The organism is Aeromonas sp. s9, from assembly GCF_040907765.1.
Lineage (GTDB): Bacteria > Pseudomonadota > Gammaproteobacteria > Enterobacterales > Aeromonadaceae > Aeromonas > Aeromonas caviae.
Genome location: NZ_JBFOCK010000027.1, coordinates 1 through 15541, shown reverse-complemented (window position 1 = coordinate 15541; position 15541 = coordinate 1). Strand labels below are relative to the sequence as shown.

General features: G+C 59.8%; 14 protein-coding genes. 5 read left to right on the top strand and 9 right to left on the bottom strand.

All coding sequences use genetic code 11. The annotated features are described in order from the left end of the window. Together AB5Y54_RS05205 and AB5Y54_RS05200 are read right to left on the bottom strand one after the other, a co-directional pair. The coding region (locus AB5Y54_RS05205; RefSeq protein WP_368153273.1) for an IS1595 family transposase at window positions 1-678 on the bottom strand (678 nt) is incomplete at its 3' end. Window positions 679-792: 114 nt separating this feature from the next. Next, window positions 793-1614, bottom strand: a complete 822-nt coding sequence (locus AB5Y54_RS05200; RefSeq protein ID WP_010675145.1) for a MetQ/NlpA family ABC transporter substrate-binding protein — start codon at window positions 1612-1614, stop codon at window positions 793-795. A gap of 558 nt (window positions 1615-2172) precedes the next feature. On the opposite strand from AB5Y54_RS05200, the gene AB5Y54_RS05195 reads away from it, so the two are divergent. Continuing rightward, entirely contained in the window at window positions 2173-2409 is a 237-nt protein-coding gene (locus AB5Y54_RS05195) for a hypothetical protein (RefSeq protein ID WP_234932780.1), read from the top strand. A gap of 14 nt (window positions 2410-2423) precedes the next feature. Here the strand turns inward: AB5Y54_RS05195 and AB5Y54_RS05190 are convergent, their stop codons facing one another. Next, window positions 2424-2621, bottom strand: a complete 198-nt coding sequence (locus AB5Y54_RS05190) for a hypothetical protein (protein WP_010675148.1) — start codon at window positions 2619-2621, stop codon at window positions 2424-2426. 220 nt (window positions 2622-2841) lie between these two features. Between AB5Y54_RS05190 and AB5Y54_RS05185 the strand changes: the two genes are divergently transcribed. Continuing rightward, the gene (locus AB5Y54_RS05185; protein ID WP_119197589.1) at window positions 2842-3381 is read left to right on the top strand and encodes a hydrolase; all 540 of its coding nucleotides are present in this window, start codon (window positions 2842-2844) and stop codon (window positions 3379-3381) included. Between the two features lie 17 nt (window positions 3382-3398). Then, window positions 3399-3578, top strand: coding sequence for a hypothetical protein (locus AB5Y54_RS05180; RefSeq protein ID WP_234927709.1), 180 nt, complete (start codon window positions 3399-3401; stop codon window positions 3576-3578). Between the two features lie 18 nt (window positions 3579-3596). Here the strand turns inward: AB5Y54_RS05180 and modF are convergent, their stop codons facing one another. Together modF and ppsA are read right to left on the bottom strand one after the other, a co-directional pair. Next, window positions 3597-5051, bottom strand: a complete 1455-nt coding sequence (gene modF / locus AB5Y54_RS05175; protein WP_119197587.1) for a molybdate ABC transporter ATP-binding protein ModF — start codon at window positions 5049-5051, stop codon at window positions 3597-3599. Window positions 5052-5169: 118 nt separating this feature from the next. Continuing rightward, window positions 5170-7542: a phosphoenolpyruvate synthase gene (gene ppsA, locus AB5Y54_RS05170; protein WP_119197586.1), complete on the bottom strand. Its 2373-nt coding sequence runs from the start codon at window positions 7540-7542 to the stop codon at window positions 5170-5172. A 307-nt stretch (window positions 7543-7849) separates the two neighbouring features. Between ppsA and AB5Y54_RS05165 the strand changes: the two genes are divergently transcribed. Further along, on the top strand, window positions 7850-8662 hold the full coding sequence (locus AB5Y54_RS05165) for a pyruvate, water dikinase regulatory protein (protein ID WP_010675153.1): 813 nt from the start codon (window positions 7850-7852) through the stop codon (window positions 8660-8662). Between the two features lie 130 nt (window positions 8663-8792). On the opposite strand, the gene AB5Y54_RS05160 is transcribed toward AB5Y54_RS05165, so the two are convergent. Continuing rightward, a complete protein-coding gene (locus tag AB5Y54_RS05160) occupies window positions 8793-9068 on the bottom strand; it encodes a hypothetical protein (protein WP_368153333.1) in 276 nt (91 codons plus the stop codon). 355 nt (window positions 9069-9423) lie between these two features. Here AB5Y54_RS05160 and AB5Y54_RS05155 point away from each other — a divergent pair, with 355 nt between their 5' ends. Beyond that, window positions 9424-10800: an amino acid permease gene (locus tag AB5Y54_RS05155; RefSeq protein WP_010675155.1), complete on the top strand. Its 1377-nt coding sequence runs from the start codon at window positions 9424-9426 to the stop codon at window positions 10798-10800. Between the two features lie 160 nt (window positions 10801-10960). Here the strand turns inward: AB5Y54_RS05155 and AB5Y54_RS05150 are convergent, their stop codons facing one another. The 3 genes from AB5Y54_RS05150 to AB5Y54_RS05140 all read right to left on the bottom strand — a co-directional run bounded on the left by AB5Y54_RS05150 (window position 10961) and on the right by AB5Y54_RS05140 (window position 15523). Then, window positions 10961-11662: an SIMPL domain-containing protein gene (locus AB5Y54_RS05150; protein ID WP_010675156.1), complete on the bottom strand. Its 702-nt coding sequence runs from the start codon at window positions 11660-11662 to the stop codon at window positions 10961-10963. 54 nt (window positions 11663-11716) lie between these two features. Then, window positions 11717-12274, bottom strand: coding sequence for a hypothetical protein (locus AB5Y54_RS05145; RefSeq protein ID WP_010675157.1), 558 nt, complete (start codon window positions 12272-12274; stop codon window positions 11717-11719). Between the two features lie 87 nt (window positions 12275-12361). Beyond that, window positions 12362-15523 carry a beta strand repeat-containing protein gene (locus tag AB5Y54_RS05140; RefSeq protein WP_368153332.1) on the bottom strand — a complete coding sequence of 1054 codons (3162 nt, stop codon included), beginning with the start codon at window positions 15521-15523 and terminating at the stop codon, window positions 12362-12364. Between the last annotated feature and the right edge of the window lie 18 nt (window positions 15524-15541).

The window sequence follows — 15541 nt, the reverse complement described above, 5'->3', positions numbered from 1 at the left end:
GCCGTCGCTACACAACACCGCATCTGACGAGACAAGGGGTGTCAAAACAGCTATCACCGTCTCGGCATTCATTTTCTCCAACTGAAAATCCGCATGGTGACCAGCCCGGTCCTGAACCACCATCACCGGGATGTAATCCGGCCCTGTGCCTCGGGTACGGCCTTTGCCCCCACGGTGGCGGGCCGGGCGGGGCAAACCACGTTGCCCTTTAAACGACTCCAAGAAGAAGGTCTCATCAACCTCGACGATACCCCCTTCCCGTGCCGCCTGGTGACTCGCCATGGCTTTCAGGAAGCGGTGACGCCACAAGAAGGCGGTGTTTTTACAGACTCCGCAGCGGACGGCAGCCTGTCGGACGGTCAGACCGTCGATGAGGGCCTGGGCGTAGTCTTCCCAGCATTGTGCCTTGCGAAGTCGAGCCAGAGGCGTCTTGGTGAGAACGGAACTGGTGCGCAGACACTGCTTGCAGCGATAACGACGCAGCCCTCGACTCCAACCCCAGGGAGCCAACTGCGTAGCCTCGGCCTGACAGTGAGGGCAACATCGACAAGCGGGGAGTTGAGCGGCCAGCGAGGTGATTGGGTGAGGGGTAGTGAGTTCATGTTGCGCGAGGCGACGCTGGCGCATGGTGAGCTGTGGAAAGAGAGACAGTAGATGTTGAAAGGCTTGGGTATCCATGATGGAGGCCCTCAGGGTGATGACCTACTTCAAGGTTAGCCTTTCAACATGTAATTGGGACAGCGCCATAAAAAACGGGCACCTGGGTGCCCGTTTTTATCGCTTGTACGCTACTCACCCCTTCTGCTGCCAGCCCTCGGGATACTTGTAGCCGACGAAGCGCTTGGCGGCATAAGCCTTGAATTCAGGGGAGTTGTAGGCCGCCGCCACATCCTTGGCGAACGGCTTGCCCGCATCGGCGCTCTTGACCACCACCCAGTTGATGAAGTCATAGCTGCGCTCGAGGAAGAGGCCGGAGCTGAACGGGATCCCGCTTGAGGCGGCAAAGTTGCCGTTGATGACGGAGAAGTCCACATCCTCACGGGAGCGCGGCAGCTGCGCCGCTTCCAGCAGCACCAGCTTGAGGTTGTGGGGGTTCTTCACCACGTCGAACTCGCTCGCCTTGAGGGGATTGATCCCCTCCTTGAGGCTCAGCCAGCCCAGATCCTGCAACATCAGCAGTGCTCGGGCCTGGTTGGTGGGATCGTTCGGGATGGCGACCGTGCTTCCCTCTTTCACCGCCTTCAGATCCCCCAGCTTGCCGGCGTAGAGCCCCATGGGACCGGTCGGCACCTGGGTGATGGGCGCCAGAGAGAGACCCCGGTCTTTGGCGAAGCTCTCCAGATAGGGCTTGTGCTGGAAGCAGTTGACGTCAAGCGACCCGTCCGCCAGGGCGATATTGGGGGTCACGTAATCGGTGAACTCCACCAGTTTGACCTTGTAGCCCTTGGCTTCGAGCTGCGGCTTGATGGCGTCGGTGACCATGTCGGCAAAGTCGCCAACCGTGGTGCCGATGACGATCTCTTTCTTCGCCTCATCGATGGCAAAGGCGGACAGAGGCAGGCTGCTGGCGAGCAACGCCAGGGCGGAAAGGGTGAAGAAGGAACGACGTTGCATAAAAACTCCCTGTCAACATGATCATCAAAACGGTGAGCGGTCGGGGGCGCAAACATGCAGTCAGCGCACAACCATCTAGCCATCCAAACGGCTAGCTGAGCACACCATAACAGAGCTCGTAGCCTTCGCCAAGCAACAAAACCGGGCAAGCTTGGCCAGCACGAAGCAAAGCGCATCCCACAACTGGATGAAAAATCTTTGACAGAGCGCGCAGTTATGCGCCTTGCCCTCTCCCTGCCTGGCGTCAAACTGGCTTATTGTGGTCATTCGATACCCATTTACACAAGTTCCAATGAGGGCCTGATGGGCTGATCTACACCCAGGCAACACAAGGAGTCACCGTGTTCGATCATGTAGAAATCAAGGTGGTGCGTTTTGACTCCTGTCAGCACTTCTACGCCACCGTGCTGGCTCCTCTTTTGATAGAACTCAAATGGTCTGATGAGGCGGCGGCCGGTTTTGGCCTGATGGGCCGCGATCACGTGGGCTTTCTGATTGAGCGGGGGCAGCAGGGCTGCTTCCTGCCATCTCGCATTCAGGGCCGACGACACGACACAGGTGGATGCGTTCCATCACGCGGGGATCAAGGCAGGCTTTGCCTGCAATGGGTTGCCGGGACTGCGTCCCCACTATGCCCCCAATTACTACGCCGCCTTCCTGCGCGATCCCGATGGCAGCAACATCGAGGCGATGACCTACATTGAGTCCTCACACGCCGCAAACACATCGCAGCACTGTGCCACCCAGCAAAAGGCCCTGCATTCGGTGAATCCAGGGCCTGAGAAGTACACGTAATGAGTCGGGTTGGATTATTTGACCGCCTTGCTGGCGTTCTCCAAGGCCTGCTTCTCGGCGGCGTTCATGATGGACGCCTGGCGGTTTTGCTCGGCCTGGTAGCAGGCGTCCTTGCTGATCCCTTGCGCCTGGCATTCCGCCATGCGTTGTGCCGGGCTGGCGCAACCGGCCAAAAGGCCAGCCAGGGAGACGAACAGGATTATCTTCTTCATGGTACTTCTCATCGTTAATGGAAAATCGTCCAACTACGCAGTAGCGGGTTGATGCGTCGCCCCTTGTCATGCCCACCACAACTGAGAAAACGGGCTCCATGACGCGCATCCTAGTGCCCGCCACGCCGTCGGTCAGCTCACAATTTGTATCAAGATGTACGCGAGAATGGCTCCCAGGATGGCGCTGTATCTCATCCGCAACGGAGAAAGGAGACAAAAAATGCAGAAACACCATCACCCAGGCCTGCTGGTGGTCGATATTCAGGGCAAGCTGGCCCGCCTGGTCGAGGAGAGCGACGCCCTGATTGCCAATACCGCCAGGCTGGTGCAAGGGGCCAGGGTGCTGGGGCTGCCGGTTGTCTGGCTGGAGCAGAACCCGGACAAGCTCGGTGCCACCGTGCCCGAATTGCAGTCGCTGCAGGCAGGCGATCTTGTGCTGCCCAAATACAGCTTCGGCGCCCTGGGGGAGCCCACTGTGGCGACCGCGCTGGCCGAGAGTGGGGTAGAGCATTGGCTGGTATGTGGCATCGAGACCCATATCTGCGTCTACCAGAGCGTGCTGGGGCTTCTGGCCAGGGGCGCCCGGGTCTCGCTGGTGGTGGATGCGGTGTCGTCTCGCTGCGCCGCCAACCGGGATCTCGCCATCGGCCAGCTTGCGGCCAGGGGAGCTGCGCTGACGTCGGTGGAGATGTGCCTCTATGAGCTGATGGGGGACTGCCGCCATCCGGCATTTCGCCAGATCCTCTCCCTAGTGAAATGACCGCCATGATGGACAACATGGCGCCCTTTCTGTTCGCCCTCATCGCCTTCGGGACGGCATTCATGGTGACTGTGACGGGGATGGCCGCCACCCGTCACTATCTTGCCTGGCTCTGGCTGGGGATCATGCTCTTCTTCGGGCTGTGGTGGACACTGCTGGATATGCCGCCGCTCCTCGCCGAACCACCCCCTCTCTGACCATGCCGCCCGGGCGGCTCAGCTCCCCAGACGCTCCTGCAGATAGTCGTATCCTCCCTCCTCCCTTGGCACGAAGCTCAGCCTGTGGGTCAGACCGGGGGGCGCATCATCGGCATGATGGGAAACGAACAGCAGCTGGGTTCCCTCGCCCACGAGGCGCGCCACCATCTCCCGCACCAGGTGACGGTTGAGGGGATCCAGTCCCTGCTGGGGTTCGTCCAGGATGAGCAGCGGCGGATGTTTGACCAGGGCACGGGCGATCAGCACCAGTCGCTGCTGACCGAAAGAGAGAGTGTGGAAAGGCTGCGCCCCCTGATCGGCCAGCCCCAGCAGGGCCAGCCACTGGTTGGCCAGCGCCAGCTGACGATCTCCCGGCCGGGTATAAAGCCCGATGGAGTCGTAGAAACCGGAGAGGATCACTGTCTGCACCGGGCAGCTGACACGATAGTCCAGATGCAGCGCCGGGCTCACGAGCCCGATGTGGCGCTTGATCTCCCAGATGCTCTCGCCGCTGCCCCGCCGCCGTCCGAACAGATGGAGCTCATTGTTGTAACCTTGCGGGTGATCCCCGGTGATGAGGGAGAGCAGGGTCGACTTTCCAGCGCCGTTTGGTCCCACCAGTTGCCAGTGCTCCCCCTCGTCAATGGTCCAGTCGAGCCCGTCGATGATCACCTGATCCCCGTAAGCGATACGCATGGCTTTCATGACGACCCGAGGGCCGGGAGGCAAGGGCTCGGGTGTCGTCAGCGGTGGCGGCAAACGGGGGGACGTGGTTTCGGCGCGTGCCAGCTGGGCCACCTCCTGGCTACCGAGCACCGCCTCGCGCTCCCCCGCCAGCAGCAGACGACACTCGCCGAGCAGGCCGAGGTGAGTGGCAAAGGGCGGGATCTCGTCAAAACGGTTGACGATCACCACCAGGCGCAGCCCCTCTGACACCAGGTCGGCCAGCAACATCATCAAAGAAGCCCTGGCCCCCTGATCCAGGCCATCGAAGGGTTCGTCCAGCACCAGCAGCTCGGGCCGCCCCAGCAGGGCCCGGGCCAACAGCAGCTTGCGCCCCTCCCCGCTCGAGAGGTAGCGATAGGGGCTATCCCACAGGGATTCAATGCCAAAGCGGGCCAGCAGCGCGCGGGCCTCATGCTCCTCGCCCCCCGCCTCCAGCATCAGGGTCGATACCCGATACCCCGCCTCCTCCTCTTCCCCCAGCATGTCGGTATTGCGCCGCTGCCAGTCCAGCTCCCCCAGCTGTTGCTGCGACTCGAACGAGAGTCGCTCGGCCCGGACTCGGCCCGATACCGCTCCGGCACGCACGACCAGCTCGCCGCACAGGGCCGACGCCAGCGCCGTCTTGCCGCTGCCGTTGCTGCCGACGAAGGCCCAGCAGGCCTGCGGGGTGAGACAGAGTTCGGGAATAACCAGGGTGTGGTGGCCACGCAGGGCCAGGGTGGCGGATTGCCACTGCAATGAGGTCATGGGATCGTCCTGTGATGGGTGCAGAGCGCCTTGCGCATTCCCCTTGTAACAGAAAAAGGGGGGCGCAGACAAAAACGGCGCCATTGCGGCGCCGTGTCATCAAAAAGCGGGGACGGGTTTAGCCGGCCTTGTGCTGCTCGGCCAGATAGAGCCAGGTGTCGACCACGGTATCCGGGTTGAGCGACACGGAATCGATCCCCTGCTCGACCAGCCAGGCGGCGAAGTCCGGGTGATCGGACGGCCCCTGGCCGCAGATCCCCACGTACTTGCCCGCCTTGCGGGCGGCGGCGATGGCCATGGCCAGCAGTGCCTTGACCGCCTCGTTGCGCTCGTCGAACAGGTGGGCGATGAGCCCGGAGTCCCGATCCAGCCCCAGGGTCAACTGGGTCATGTCATTGGAGCCGATGGAGAAGCCGTCGAAGTGCTCGAGGAATTTGTCCGCCAGCAGCGCATTGGAGGGCAGCTCGCACATCATGATGACTTTCAGGCCGCGCTCGCCACGGCGCAAGCCGTTCTCAGCCAGTATCTCCACCACCTGCTCCGCCTCACCCAGGGTACGCACGAAGGGGATCATCACCTCGACGTTGGTCAACCCCATGACATCCCGCACCCGTTTCATCGCCTCGCACTCGAGGGCGAAGCAGGGGCGGAAGCTGTCGGCGATGTAGCGCGACGCACCACGGAAACCGATCATGGGGTTCTCTTCATGGGGTTCGTAACCACGGCCCCCCACCAGGTTGGCGTACTCATTGGACTTGAAGTCCGACATCCGCACGATGACCCGCTCAGGCCAGAAGGCGGCCGCCAGGGTAGCGATCCCTTCCGTCAGCTTGGCTACGTAGAACTCCCTGGGGCTCTCGTAGCCCGCGATCATCCTGGTGATGGTGGCCTGGAGTTCCGGGGTCTGCTGATCGAACTCCAGCAGCGCCTTGGGGTGGACCCCGATCATGCGGTTGATGATGAACTCGAGGCGGGCCAGGCCCACACCGGCATTCGGCAACTGGGCAAAATCGAAGGCGCGGTCCGGATTGCCGACGTTCATCATGATCTTGATGGGCAGGCGCGGCATGTTGCCCACCTCGGTCACCGCCACGTCAAAGTCGAGCTCGCCGTCATAGATGAAGCCGGTATCCCCTTCCGCACAGGAGACGGTGATGAGCTGACCATCCTGGATGTGGTCGGTGGCGTTGCCGCAACCCACCACTGCCGGAATGCCAAGCTCCCGGGCGATGATGGCGGCGTGACAGGTGCGTCCACCCCGGTTGGTGACGATGGCGGAAGCGCGCTTCATGATGGGCTCCCAATCCGGATCCGTCATGTCGGTGACCAGCACATCGCCGGGCTGCACTTCATCCATCTGGCTGATGGAGGAGATGACACGGGCCGGACCCGCGCCAATCTTGTGGCCGATGGCGCGCCCCTCGATCAGCACCTTGCCCGCTTGCTTGAGGGCAAAGCGCTCGAGGGTATTGGCTTCCTGGCGGCTACGCACGGTTTCCGGACGGGCCTGAACGATGTAGAGCTTGCCATCCTGACCATCCTTGGCCCACTCGATGTCCATCGGGCGACCGTAGTGCTGCTCGATGATGAGGGCCTGCTTTGCCAGGGCCATCACTTCCTCGTCCGTGATGCAGAAGCGGTTGCGCTCGGCATCGGTGGTGTCGACCACCTTCACCTGACGGCCATGACCGGCATCCCCGGAGTAGGTCATCTTGATGAGCTTGGAGCCCAGAGTCTTGCGCACCACGGCGGGGCGCCCGGCCTTGAGGGTCGGCTTGTGCACATAGAACTCGTCCGGGTTGACGGCCCCCTGCACCACCATCTCGCCCAGGCCCTGGGCGCCGGTGATGAAGACCACGTCGTTGAAGCCGGATTCGGTATCCAGGGTGAACATGACGCCGGAGGCGGCGAGATCCGAGCGCACCATGCGCTGTACCCCGGCGGAGAGAGCGACCCCCTTGTGGTCATAGCCCTGATGGACCCGGTAGGAGATGGCGCGATCGTTGAACAGAGAGGCAAACACATGCTTGATGGCAGTCATGACGGCATCGATACCGCGCACGTTGAGGAAGGTCTCCTGCTGACCGGCAAACGACGCATCCGGCATGTCTTCCGCGGTGGCGGAGGAGCGCACGGCAAAGGATGCCTCGAGCCCGGCGCTCAGCTTGTCATAGGCCTCGCGCACCGCCTGCTCCAGAGCGGGCTGGAAGGGCGCTTCCACCACCCAGTCGCGGATCTGCTGACCGGCCCGGTTGAGGGCGGCGATGTCATCCACATCCAGAGTGTCGAGCAGGTCATGGATCTTGCCGTTGAGGCCGCTTAACTCCAGAAACTCGTTAAACGCAAAGGCCGTGGTCGCAAACCCGCCCGGCACGGACACGCCGGCCCCCGAGAGGTTGCTGATCATCTCGCCAAGGGATGCATTCTTGCCGCCGACGCGTTCAACGTCCTGCATACCGAGCTGTTCGTACCAGAGTACGTACTGTTGCATTTGCATGTCTCCAGGTTGGGGGGCCAGGGTGACAATTCACCTGCTGTGCCAAGTCGTGTGTTTTTGTTAGTGTCTGTTGCCAACGACCATGAAAACGTTTTCTATTTATTGTCAAAAAAATCCCCGAGCAAGAGTTGGGGATGGTCGTTTGACACAGGCATTCTACAATAGCGACACAAAAAGGTAACGACTCAGGTTTGCAAGCGAGTTCACAACTTGGGCATAGCAGATCTGTTGACAAAAACGATATGGTTTCGAGAGATACTTATTTCTCGCCGCCCCCTGGAGCGCACCACAGGAGTCCGCAGTGCACACCGTATTCTATGTATCCGACGGCACCGCCATCACCGCCGAAGTCTTCGGCCACGCCGTGTTGAGCCAGTTTCCCCTGGCCTTCGAACAGGTAACCATCCCCTTTGTCGAGACCCAGGAGAAAGCGCGCCAGGTACGGGCACGCATTGATGAGCAGTTTCGCCAGACCGGGGTGCGCCCCATCCTGTTTCACACCATCGTCGACCCCATGGTGCGTGAAGAGGTGCTCAAGGCCCAGGCCAGCAGCCACGATTTTCTCAACACCTTCGTGAGCCCTCTCGAACAGGAGCTCGGTATCAAGGCCGAACCCAGGTTGCATCGCACCCATGGCATGGAAAACCGCAAGCTGTACGACGATCGCATCGAAGCGGTCAACTTTGCGCTGGCCAACGACGATGGCATCACCACCAGGGAGTATGACGAGGCAGACATCATCCTCATCGGGGTCTCCCGTTGCGGCAAGACACCGACCAGCCTCTATCTGGCACTGCAATTTGGCATTCGCGCCGCCAACTATCCCTTTATCGAGCAGGACATGGGATCGCTGGAGCTGCCCGCCGCCCTCAAGGCCAATCGCCACAAATTGTTCGGCCTCACCATCATGCCGCAGCGGCTGCACGAGATCCGCAACCAGCGCCGCGCCAACAGCCGCTACTCCTCGCTTGATCAATGCAAACAGGAGCTGGCCAGCGTCGAGAGGCTGTTCCGCCAGGAGGCGATCCGCTTCCTCGATACCAGCTCCCACTCGGTCGAGGAGATCAGCGCCAAGATCCTGGAAGCGACCGGCCTTCGCCGCCAGCTCTGCTAACCTGCAAGGCTGTGACAGCACAACACACCATTTAAACAAGTCAGTGGCAAGATAACGAAACAGAAGAACAGGATGAAAAAATGATGCCAGCATCATCGCTGGCATCCCATCACTCGCGGGGCGAGCAGGCTCAGGGCTTGTTGAGTTCCTTGTTGTTCATCAACATGCCGTGAAAATGGATGAGTCCCCTGCCCTTGCGGACTCGCTCGCTCAGCCAGCAAGCTGGCACCATCCCCATCCCGGCAGCAAGGATGAGCACCATGGCGATGTGGTTCACCAGGTAATCCGCTCCCAACCAGCCCCAGACAACAAGGCTGCTCATCGCCATCGTCAGCAACATGGGGGATAGCCAGATCCCGAGCCAGAGCACGGCCATCACCAGGCCATCGACTATACGCTCCATCATATGAGTCCCTTTTTATCAAAGGGCAACAAGGCCATGAAAACCGGACTGAGTCAATAGATTAAAATCCACCCGAACACAAAACCAGCAACCACTCTCAAACCCCTTCCCAGATCATGAAAAACCTGCATGGCGCACAAAATAGCAGCCAATGATGAGGAAAACAGGTGCATGGACGGTCGATTATCACTATTCTGCTCGGGTTGGTAGCCGCTACAAAAAACAGCCAGCGGCAAACCGTAACGATATAAATACGGATTTCGTCACGTTTTCGGCACAAGATGCCGCGCCAGGCAGAGGAAGTGCTGTGGCTGACGGGACGCGAGCCGAGTGATTTCAGCGACGTAAGGAAGGAAGCATGGATCTTCAACAACACGGCGAGGAGCTCAAGCGCGGTCTGAAAAACCGCCATATCCAGCTTATCGCACTGGGCGGTGCCATCGGTACAGGCCTGTTCCTCGGCATTGCCGACACCATCAAGATGGCGGGCCCTGCGGTGCTGCTGGGCTACGCCATCGGCGGCTTCATCGCCTTCCTCATCATGCGCCAGCTGGGCGAGATGGTGGTGGAAGAGCCGGTTGCCGGCTCATTCAGCCATTTTGCCTACAAGTACTGGGGTGACTTCGCCGGCTTCGCTTCCGGCTGGAACTACTGGGTGCTCTATGTACTGGTGAGCATGGCCGAGCTGACGGCAGTCGGTATCTATGTCCAGTACTGGTGGCCCGAGATCCCGACCTGGATGTCGGCGGCCTTCTTCTTCGTGCTGATCAACGCCATCAACCTCTCCAACGTCAAGGCGTTCGGCGAGATGGAGTTCTGGTTCGCCATCATCAAGGTGGTCGCCATTCTCGGCATGATCGGATTCGGCGGCTGGATGCTGTTCTCCGGCAGCGGCGGCCCCGAGGCCACGGTCAGCAACCTCTGGGCCCAGGGTGGCTTCTTCCCCAACGGCGTCGGCGGGCTGGTGATGGCCATGGCCTTCATCATGTTCTCCTTCGGCGGTCTGGAGCTGGTCGGCATCACGGCAGCGGAAGCGGACAATCCCGAGAAGAGCATCCCCAAGGCCACCAACCAGGTGATCTACCGCATCCTCATCTTCTACATCGGCGCCCTGACCGTACTGCTCTCCCTCTATCCCTGGGGCAAGGTAGTGGAAGGCGGCAGCCCGTTCGTGATGATCTTCCATGCGCTCGACAGCAACCTGGTAGCCAACGTACTTAACCTGGTGGTGCTGACCGCCGCGCTGTCGGTGTACAACAGCTGCGTCTACTGCAACAGCCGCATGCTGTTTGGCCTGGCCAAGCAGGGCAACGGCCCCAAGGCCCTGCTCAAGACCAACAAGAGCGGCGTGCCCCTGACCGCCATCACCATCTCGGCCGCGGCCACCCTGCTGTGCGTGCTCATCAACTATTTGATCCCGGGCAAGGCCTTTGGTCTGCTGATGTCCCTGGTGGTCTCCGCCCTGGTCATCAACTGGGCCATGATCAGCCTGGCGCACCTCAAGTTCCGCAAGGTGAAGGCTGCAGAAGGCGTCACCACCAAGTTCAAGGCACTGTGGAGCCCGTTTGGCAACTATCTCTGCCTCGCCTTCATGGCCGCCATCCTGGTGATCATGTACATGAACGACGGCACCCGCATCTCGGTCGAGCTGATCCCGGCCTGGGTCCTGGTACTCGGTATCGGCTATCTGCTCAAACAGAAGAGCCAACGCAAGCTGGCGACCAACCTGGGCTAGGCATCATCCCTCTCCAGCAAAAATGCCGGTCACTGACCGGCATTTTTTATTCCATTCCCGTTTCACCTGACCCAATTCGCGGCTCACTTGTCCTGCCAGCCCCTGCAATGACAAACCCGAGGGGTTGCCTCGGGTTTGAGTGATGGACAAAGAGGTTGTGTTATTCCAGCAGGAAGACGGCTTCTACATTGTCAGTGATGCTGATCTGCTGCTGTTGATAGCTGTTTTCCATCATGTCGGCGGCAGGGGCTGCCGCGGCCTTCATGGCACGGGTATAGACCGGCATGGGGGAACTGTTGCGGTATTCGACGCTATACACTTTGCCAAGCTTCATGCCGAAAGCCTTGGCCAGGGATTCCGCCTTGCTCGTGGCATCAGCGACAGCACCAAGCCGGGCCTGCTCCTTGATGACCTGTGGTGACTTCAGGCCGTACTCTATCTGGGTCACGGACTCCAGACCCGCCTTGAGGGCGGTATCCATCAACTGGCTGAGTTTGTCGAGTTGATAGAGTTTGACGGCCAGTTGGCGCTGGGCACGGTAACCCACCATTTCAGGCTGCTTGTTCTGGGGGTACTGGTACTCGGGGGAGATCACCAGATTGCCAGCCTCCACGTCGCTGCGCTTGATGCCCAGGCTCTCCAGCTGGCCAAAGAAGGCTGCTACCTTGGTATCTACCTGCTGTTTGGCCTTGATGCCCTGCTTCTCCAGTGCCGTGACGGCGACATTGAGCGTCAGCATGTCTGGTTCAGCCTTCTGCTCCGCATAGCCACTGACGACCAGATGGGGGGCCTGAGGAACCTCGATGGCAAGCAACGGAGCACTGACAACCAGCGCGGATAGGGTAAGAAGGGGACGCCACATAAAAAAACCTCCATCATTTAGATGGAGGTCATTATGCATGTCGTCGATTGGGATTCATATATCGTGTGTCGGCGGGATCTGGTCCAGCACCTGATTGGTCATGTCGATATTGATGCTGATCTCCCCTCCTCCTGAATTGCCATGGCTTGTCATCACGGGAGCAGGCGCCTGGCTGCCAAACAGCGATTCATCCTCAAAGTGGAACGAATCCCACGACAGAACATGACCTTGTGATGGCAGATTCGGCTCGGACGTCGTCACGACGGCCAGCGCCCCCCAGTCAAGCTCCTCACCGTGGCTGAGCAGCCCCTGCAAGGAGGTATCGCTCAGGCTCTGCAACGAATACTCCTGCTGCCCCCACTCATGGCCGACCAGCACCATCATGTGGGGCAGGGGCGCATCTTCTGCCGGCGTGAAGCTGATACGAGAAGCGGCAAAGTCCACATTCAGCAACCCCGCCACCTCACCATCTTCGCTCTCCAGCTCCAGACCGTTGAGCGTGTCACCCGTCATCGTGGCCTGATAGCCAAAGCGGCCGGTGCAGACGATATTGTCCTGCCCGTTCCAGCTATAGCGAATGCCGTCGATGTCGACCCAGTTGAATGACTGCATGGTGACCCTCTCCTGATACTGCAGCTATCTTATCTGCCCACTCCATCAAATAACAGGGGCCGGGCACACCCGGCCCCCATACCCTGCTTACGGATCGACCTTGAGGTTGCCCTGATCCAGCAGATCCTGAATGATCTGCAGATTGGATTTGCCAGCCGTCAGATCCACGTTGTCAAAGAGGATGGTATGAGTCGTGGTGCCACTTCCCGCTCCATCCAGATCAATGGTCAGAGTCGACTTGCCACTGCCCGGACCAGGAGCAAAGGTAAGATAGTGATCCAGTGTGCTCGCATCGGCATGCTCACCACTGAGCAGTTCACTCAGGTCCAGAACATCTCCATTGGCCCCCGTGGTGAAGTCTTTGATGGTATCCGTGCCTCCTGCATCACCTGCCATCCATTTGAAGGTATCCTTGCCAGCCCCACCAGTCAGGGTATCACTGCCGGTACCCCCAATCAGCAGGTCGTCGCCACCACCACCACTCAAGATGTCGTTACCTGCCAGTCCGCTCAAGACGTTGGCATTACCATCGCCGGTCAGGCTGTCGTTGAACATGGACCCTACCAGATTTTCCATGTTGCTCAGGCTGTCTGTCCCTGCCCCTCCGGTATTCTGACTGGCACCATTGACTGTAACCGTGACCCCAGCAGCGCTGTCGAAGTAACTGGCCGTATCATTGCCGTTGCCGCCGTTCAGGGTATCGTTGCCAGCGCCACCGATCAGGAGATCATTGCCCTCACCACCATTCAAGGTGTCGTTACCGAGTCCTCCAAGCAGGATGTCGTTCCCGGCATTGCCGTTGAGCGTATCGTTTCCAGATCCCCCAATAAGGATCTCGTCGAGATAGCTCCCGGTAAGTGTCAAACCGCTCTGCACATCCACATACACCTTGGCCGTATCTGTGGTCGTGCTATTGGTGTAGTTGAACGAACCCTCGTAAGAGTTGGGAGTCGCATTGCCGGAGGTATCATCAAATGTTACCGAGCCTGCATTGTCTGTGACGGTCCCTCCAACGGCTCCCGAGACGCCCGTGATCATCTGGGTCGCAGCCAGAGGCCCGGTGTCATTGGCAAGCAGAGCCCAATCCGGAATGGTCGCCGGGTCCTGGTTGGTGATGATAAAGTCATCACGAACTACGGTAGGACCGACCGCCGGGTTGATAACGATGGACAAGGTGCTGGACGCAGTATCCCCATCGTTGTCTATCACACTGTAACCTACGACCTGGTTTATCCCCCCGACCGGAATGGATGACGGCGGAGTATAGGTGTAGGCGCCGTTGTCCATGTCCACCTTGAGGATGCCGCCTGCAAGTGTAATGGTCCATTCGTTGGTCGTTGTATTGAAGGTCCCGGCTGATGTCCCTCCCGAGACGCCGGCGAAGCCCGTCTTCTGGTTGTAGGTATAAGTCACCCCTCCCACGGTAATGGCATTGAGCCAGCCACCATCGGCCCCGGCACTCGCCGCTACCCCGTTGATCAGTTGTCCTGCCAGGGGCGGAGCTACCACGGTGCTCAAAAGGGTCGCGGTCAGTTGGCTGAAGTCAGTCACCACCACTGCGGTGGTATTTGCCGGGCTGGCACCACTGACCCCGTTGTAGGCAATGGGATCCAGTGCAGACTGGGTCGCTCCCGATCCCATCCCGAGCGCGTACGAATTGATGTTGTTCGCCGTCAGGAAATCGGCCCAGTCCTTGGTTTCACCGCTCAGTGTCGTGCCGTCACCATCGATCCCGTTTCCACCGCCAAGCGAGTTGTTGCCATCAGGAACTGTGGCGGGGGTACCGCTCAACGAGTTGGCATTTGGCAGACCATCCGACATGAAGTAAGAGACATTTTGCGCATTAGCGAGTTTACCTGTATCGCCAAAGGCTTTGATTGCCTCGTTCAGTGCATCATCGTAGTTGGTCGAGTTCGTGGGGGTAAGGCCAAGGATGATGGCCTTGGCTACATCGACCGAGACCCACACCCCGGTCGGATTGGCGGCTGAAGTGGAGAAGGTCACGATATTGACCATGACGCTGCCGTAGGCGCTGTATTTGTCCAGCAGCTCCAACGCGGACTTCTGCATCACCTGCATCCGAGTCATGCCTTGATAGCCCGATGGGTCACCCATACTGCCGGAGATATCGAGGATCAACATCAGATTCGTGTTCTGCACCTGAGTCGCCTGGCCTGCATTGGTAACAGCATTGGCAATGGGGGCATCATCGCTGATCACAACCTGCAGGTTACCCGTGCCACTGTCGCCACTGGCATCCGTAGCCGACACGACGAAACTCGGACCATTCGCTGTATCACTGTTGCCCTGAACGTTGTGAGTCAGCACATTGTCTTTGAGCGTGTAGGTATAGTTCACCGTGTAGACACCGGCTGTGGGGCCGCTGACACCGGTTACCGTCAGCATTCCTTCCGTATTGTTGATCAAGGTCTGACTGCCGCCACTGGTCAAATTGTAAGCCTGCCCACCGATGGTCAAGGTAGTCAGATTTTCCCCCTGGGTGTTGATGGTGAAGCTGCCATTGAATATCTCCGAATTACCACTGGCAGCGGTCCCCTCAGGCAGTCCCTCCTCATCAACCGTCGCATTGCCGATGGTCAATACAGGGACACGGGTATCCTGAGCAATATTGATTGTCAGTGTTGCCGGATCCGTATCACCATCGCCATCTTTGAGCGTGTAGGTAAATACCTCCGAGGCCCCCACGGGAACCGATGCCGCCGTGAGCGTATAACTGTATTCGCCATCCAGCCCCATGGTCAGCGTCCCATACAGCCCGGTCACGGTGAATCCACCGGCAGGATTACTGTCTGAATTGCCGTTCGAGCTCACGACCTGGCTGATTGCTGCACCATCAGCCCCCATGACGTCCACCCCAGCACCGGCTGTACCGCCGATGGTACCCGCCCCGGTAATCACATTCCCCGTCACCGGAGTGAACACACCTTCAGTAGCACTGTCAGCATCATCGTTGGCCGTCGGCACGTCGTCCACGATCTGCACGCTCAGGGTGTTCGAGGCCGAGTCCCCGTCGCTGTCCACCAGGCTCACCGCGAAGTCTTCGAACAGGCTGTTGTTGCCGTCCGCCGTCGGGTGCGCCTCGTTGTCGTTCAGGGTGTAGCTGTAGCTCACCAGCCCCGTCGCCGGGTTGTACCCGGTGATGGTCAGGGTGTTGCCCAGCGGCGTGGTCACCCCGCTCAGCGGGAAGCCCGCCACCACCCCGTTCACCACGATGTTGATGCCACCCACGCTCAGGGTCTTCACCCC

Excerpts from the sequence above, each read along its gene's own strand:
- AB5Y54_RS05200 (WP_010675145.1), bottom strand. The coding sequence starts at position 1,614 with ATGCAACGTCGTTCCTTCTTCACCCTTTCCGCCCTGGCGTTGCTCGCC.
- AB5Y54_RS05190 (WP_010675148.1), bottom strand. The coding sequence starts at position 2,621 with ATGAAGAAGATAATCCTGTTCGTCTCCCTGGCTGGCCTTTTGGCCGGT.
- AB5Y54_RS05185 (WP_119197589.1), top strand. The coding sequence starts at position 2,842 with ATGCAGAAACACCATCACCCAGGCCTGCTGGTGGTCGATATTCAGGGC.
- AB5Y54_RS05180 (WP_234927709.1), top strand. The coding sequence starts at position 3,399 with ATGGCGCCCTTTCTGTTCGCCCTCATCGCCTTCGGGACGGCATTCATG.
- modF (WP_119197587.1), bottom strand. The coding sequence starts at position 5,051 with ATGACCTCATTGCAGTGGCAATCCGCCACCCTGGCCCTGCGTGGCCAC.
- ppsA (WP_119197586.1), bottom strand. The coding sequence starts at position 7,542 with ATGCAACAGTACGTACTCTGGTACGAACAGCTCGGTATGCAGGACGTT.
- AB5Y54_RS05160 (WP_368153333.1), bottom strand. The coding sequence starts at position 9,068 with ATGATGGAGCGTATAGTCGATGGCCTGGTGATGGCCGTGCTCTGGCTC.
- AB5Y54_RS05155 (WP_010675155.1), top strand. The coding sequence starts at position 9,424 with ATGGATCTTCAACAACACGGCGAGGAGCTCAAGCGCGGTCTGAAAAAC.
- AB5Y54_RS05150 (WP_010675156.1), bottom strand. The coding sequence starts at position 11,662 with ATGTGGCGTCCCCTTCTTACCCTATCCGCGCTGGTTGTCAGTGCTCCG.
- AB5Y54_RS05145 (WP_010675157.1), bottom strand. The coding sequence starts at position 12,274 with ATGCAGTCATTCAACTGGGTCGACATCGACGGCATTCGCTATAGCTGG.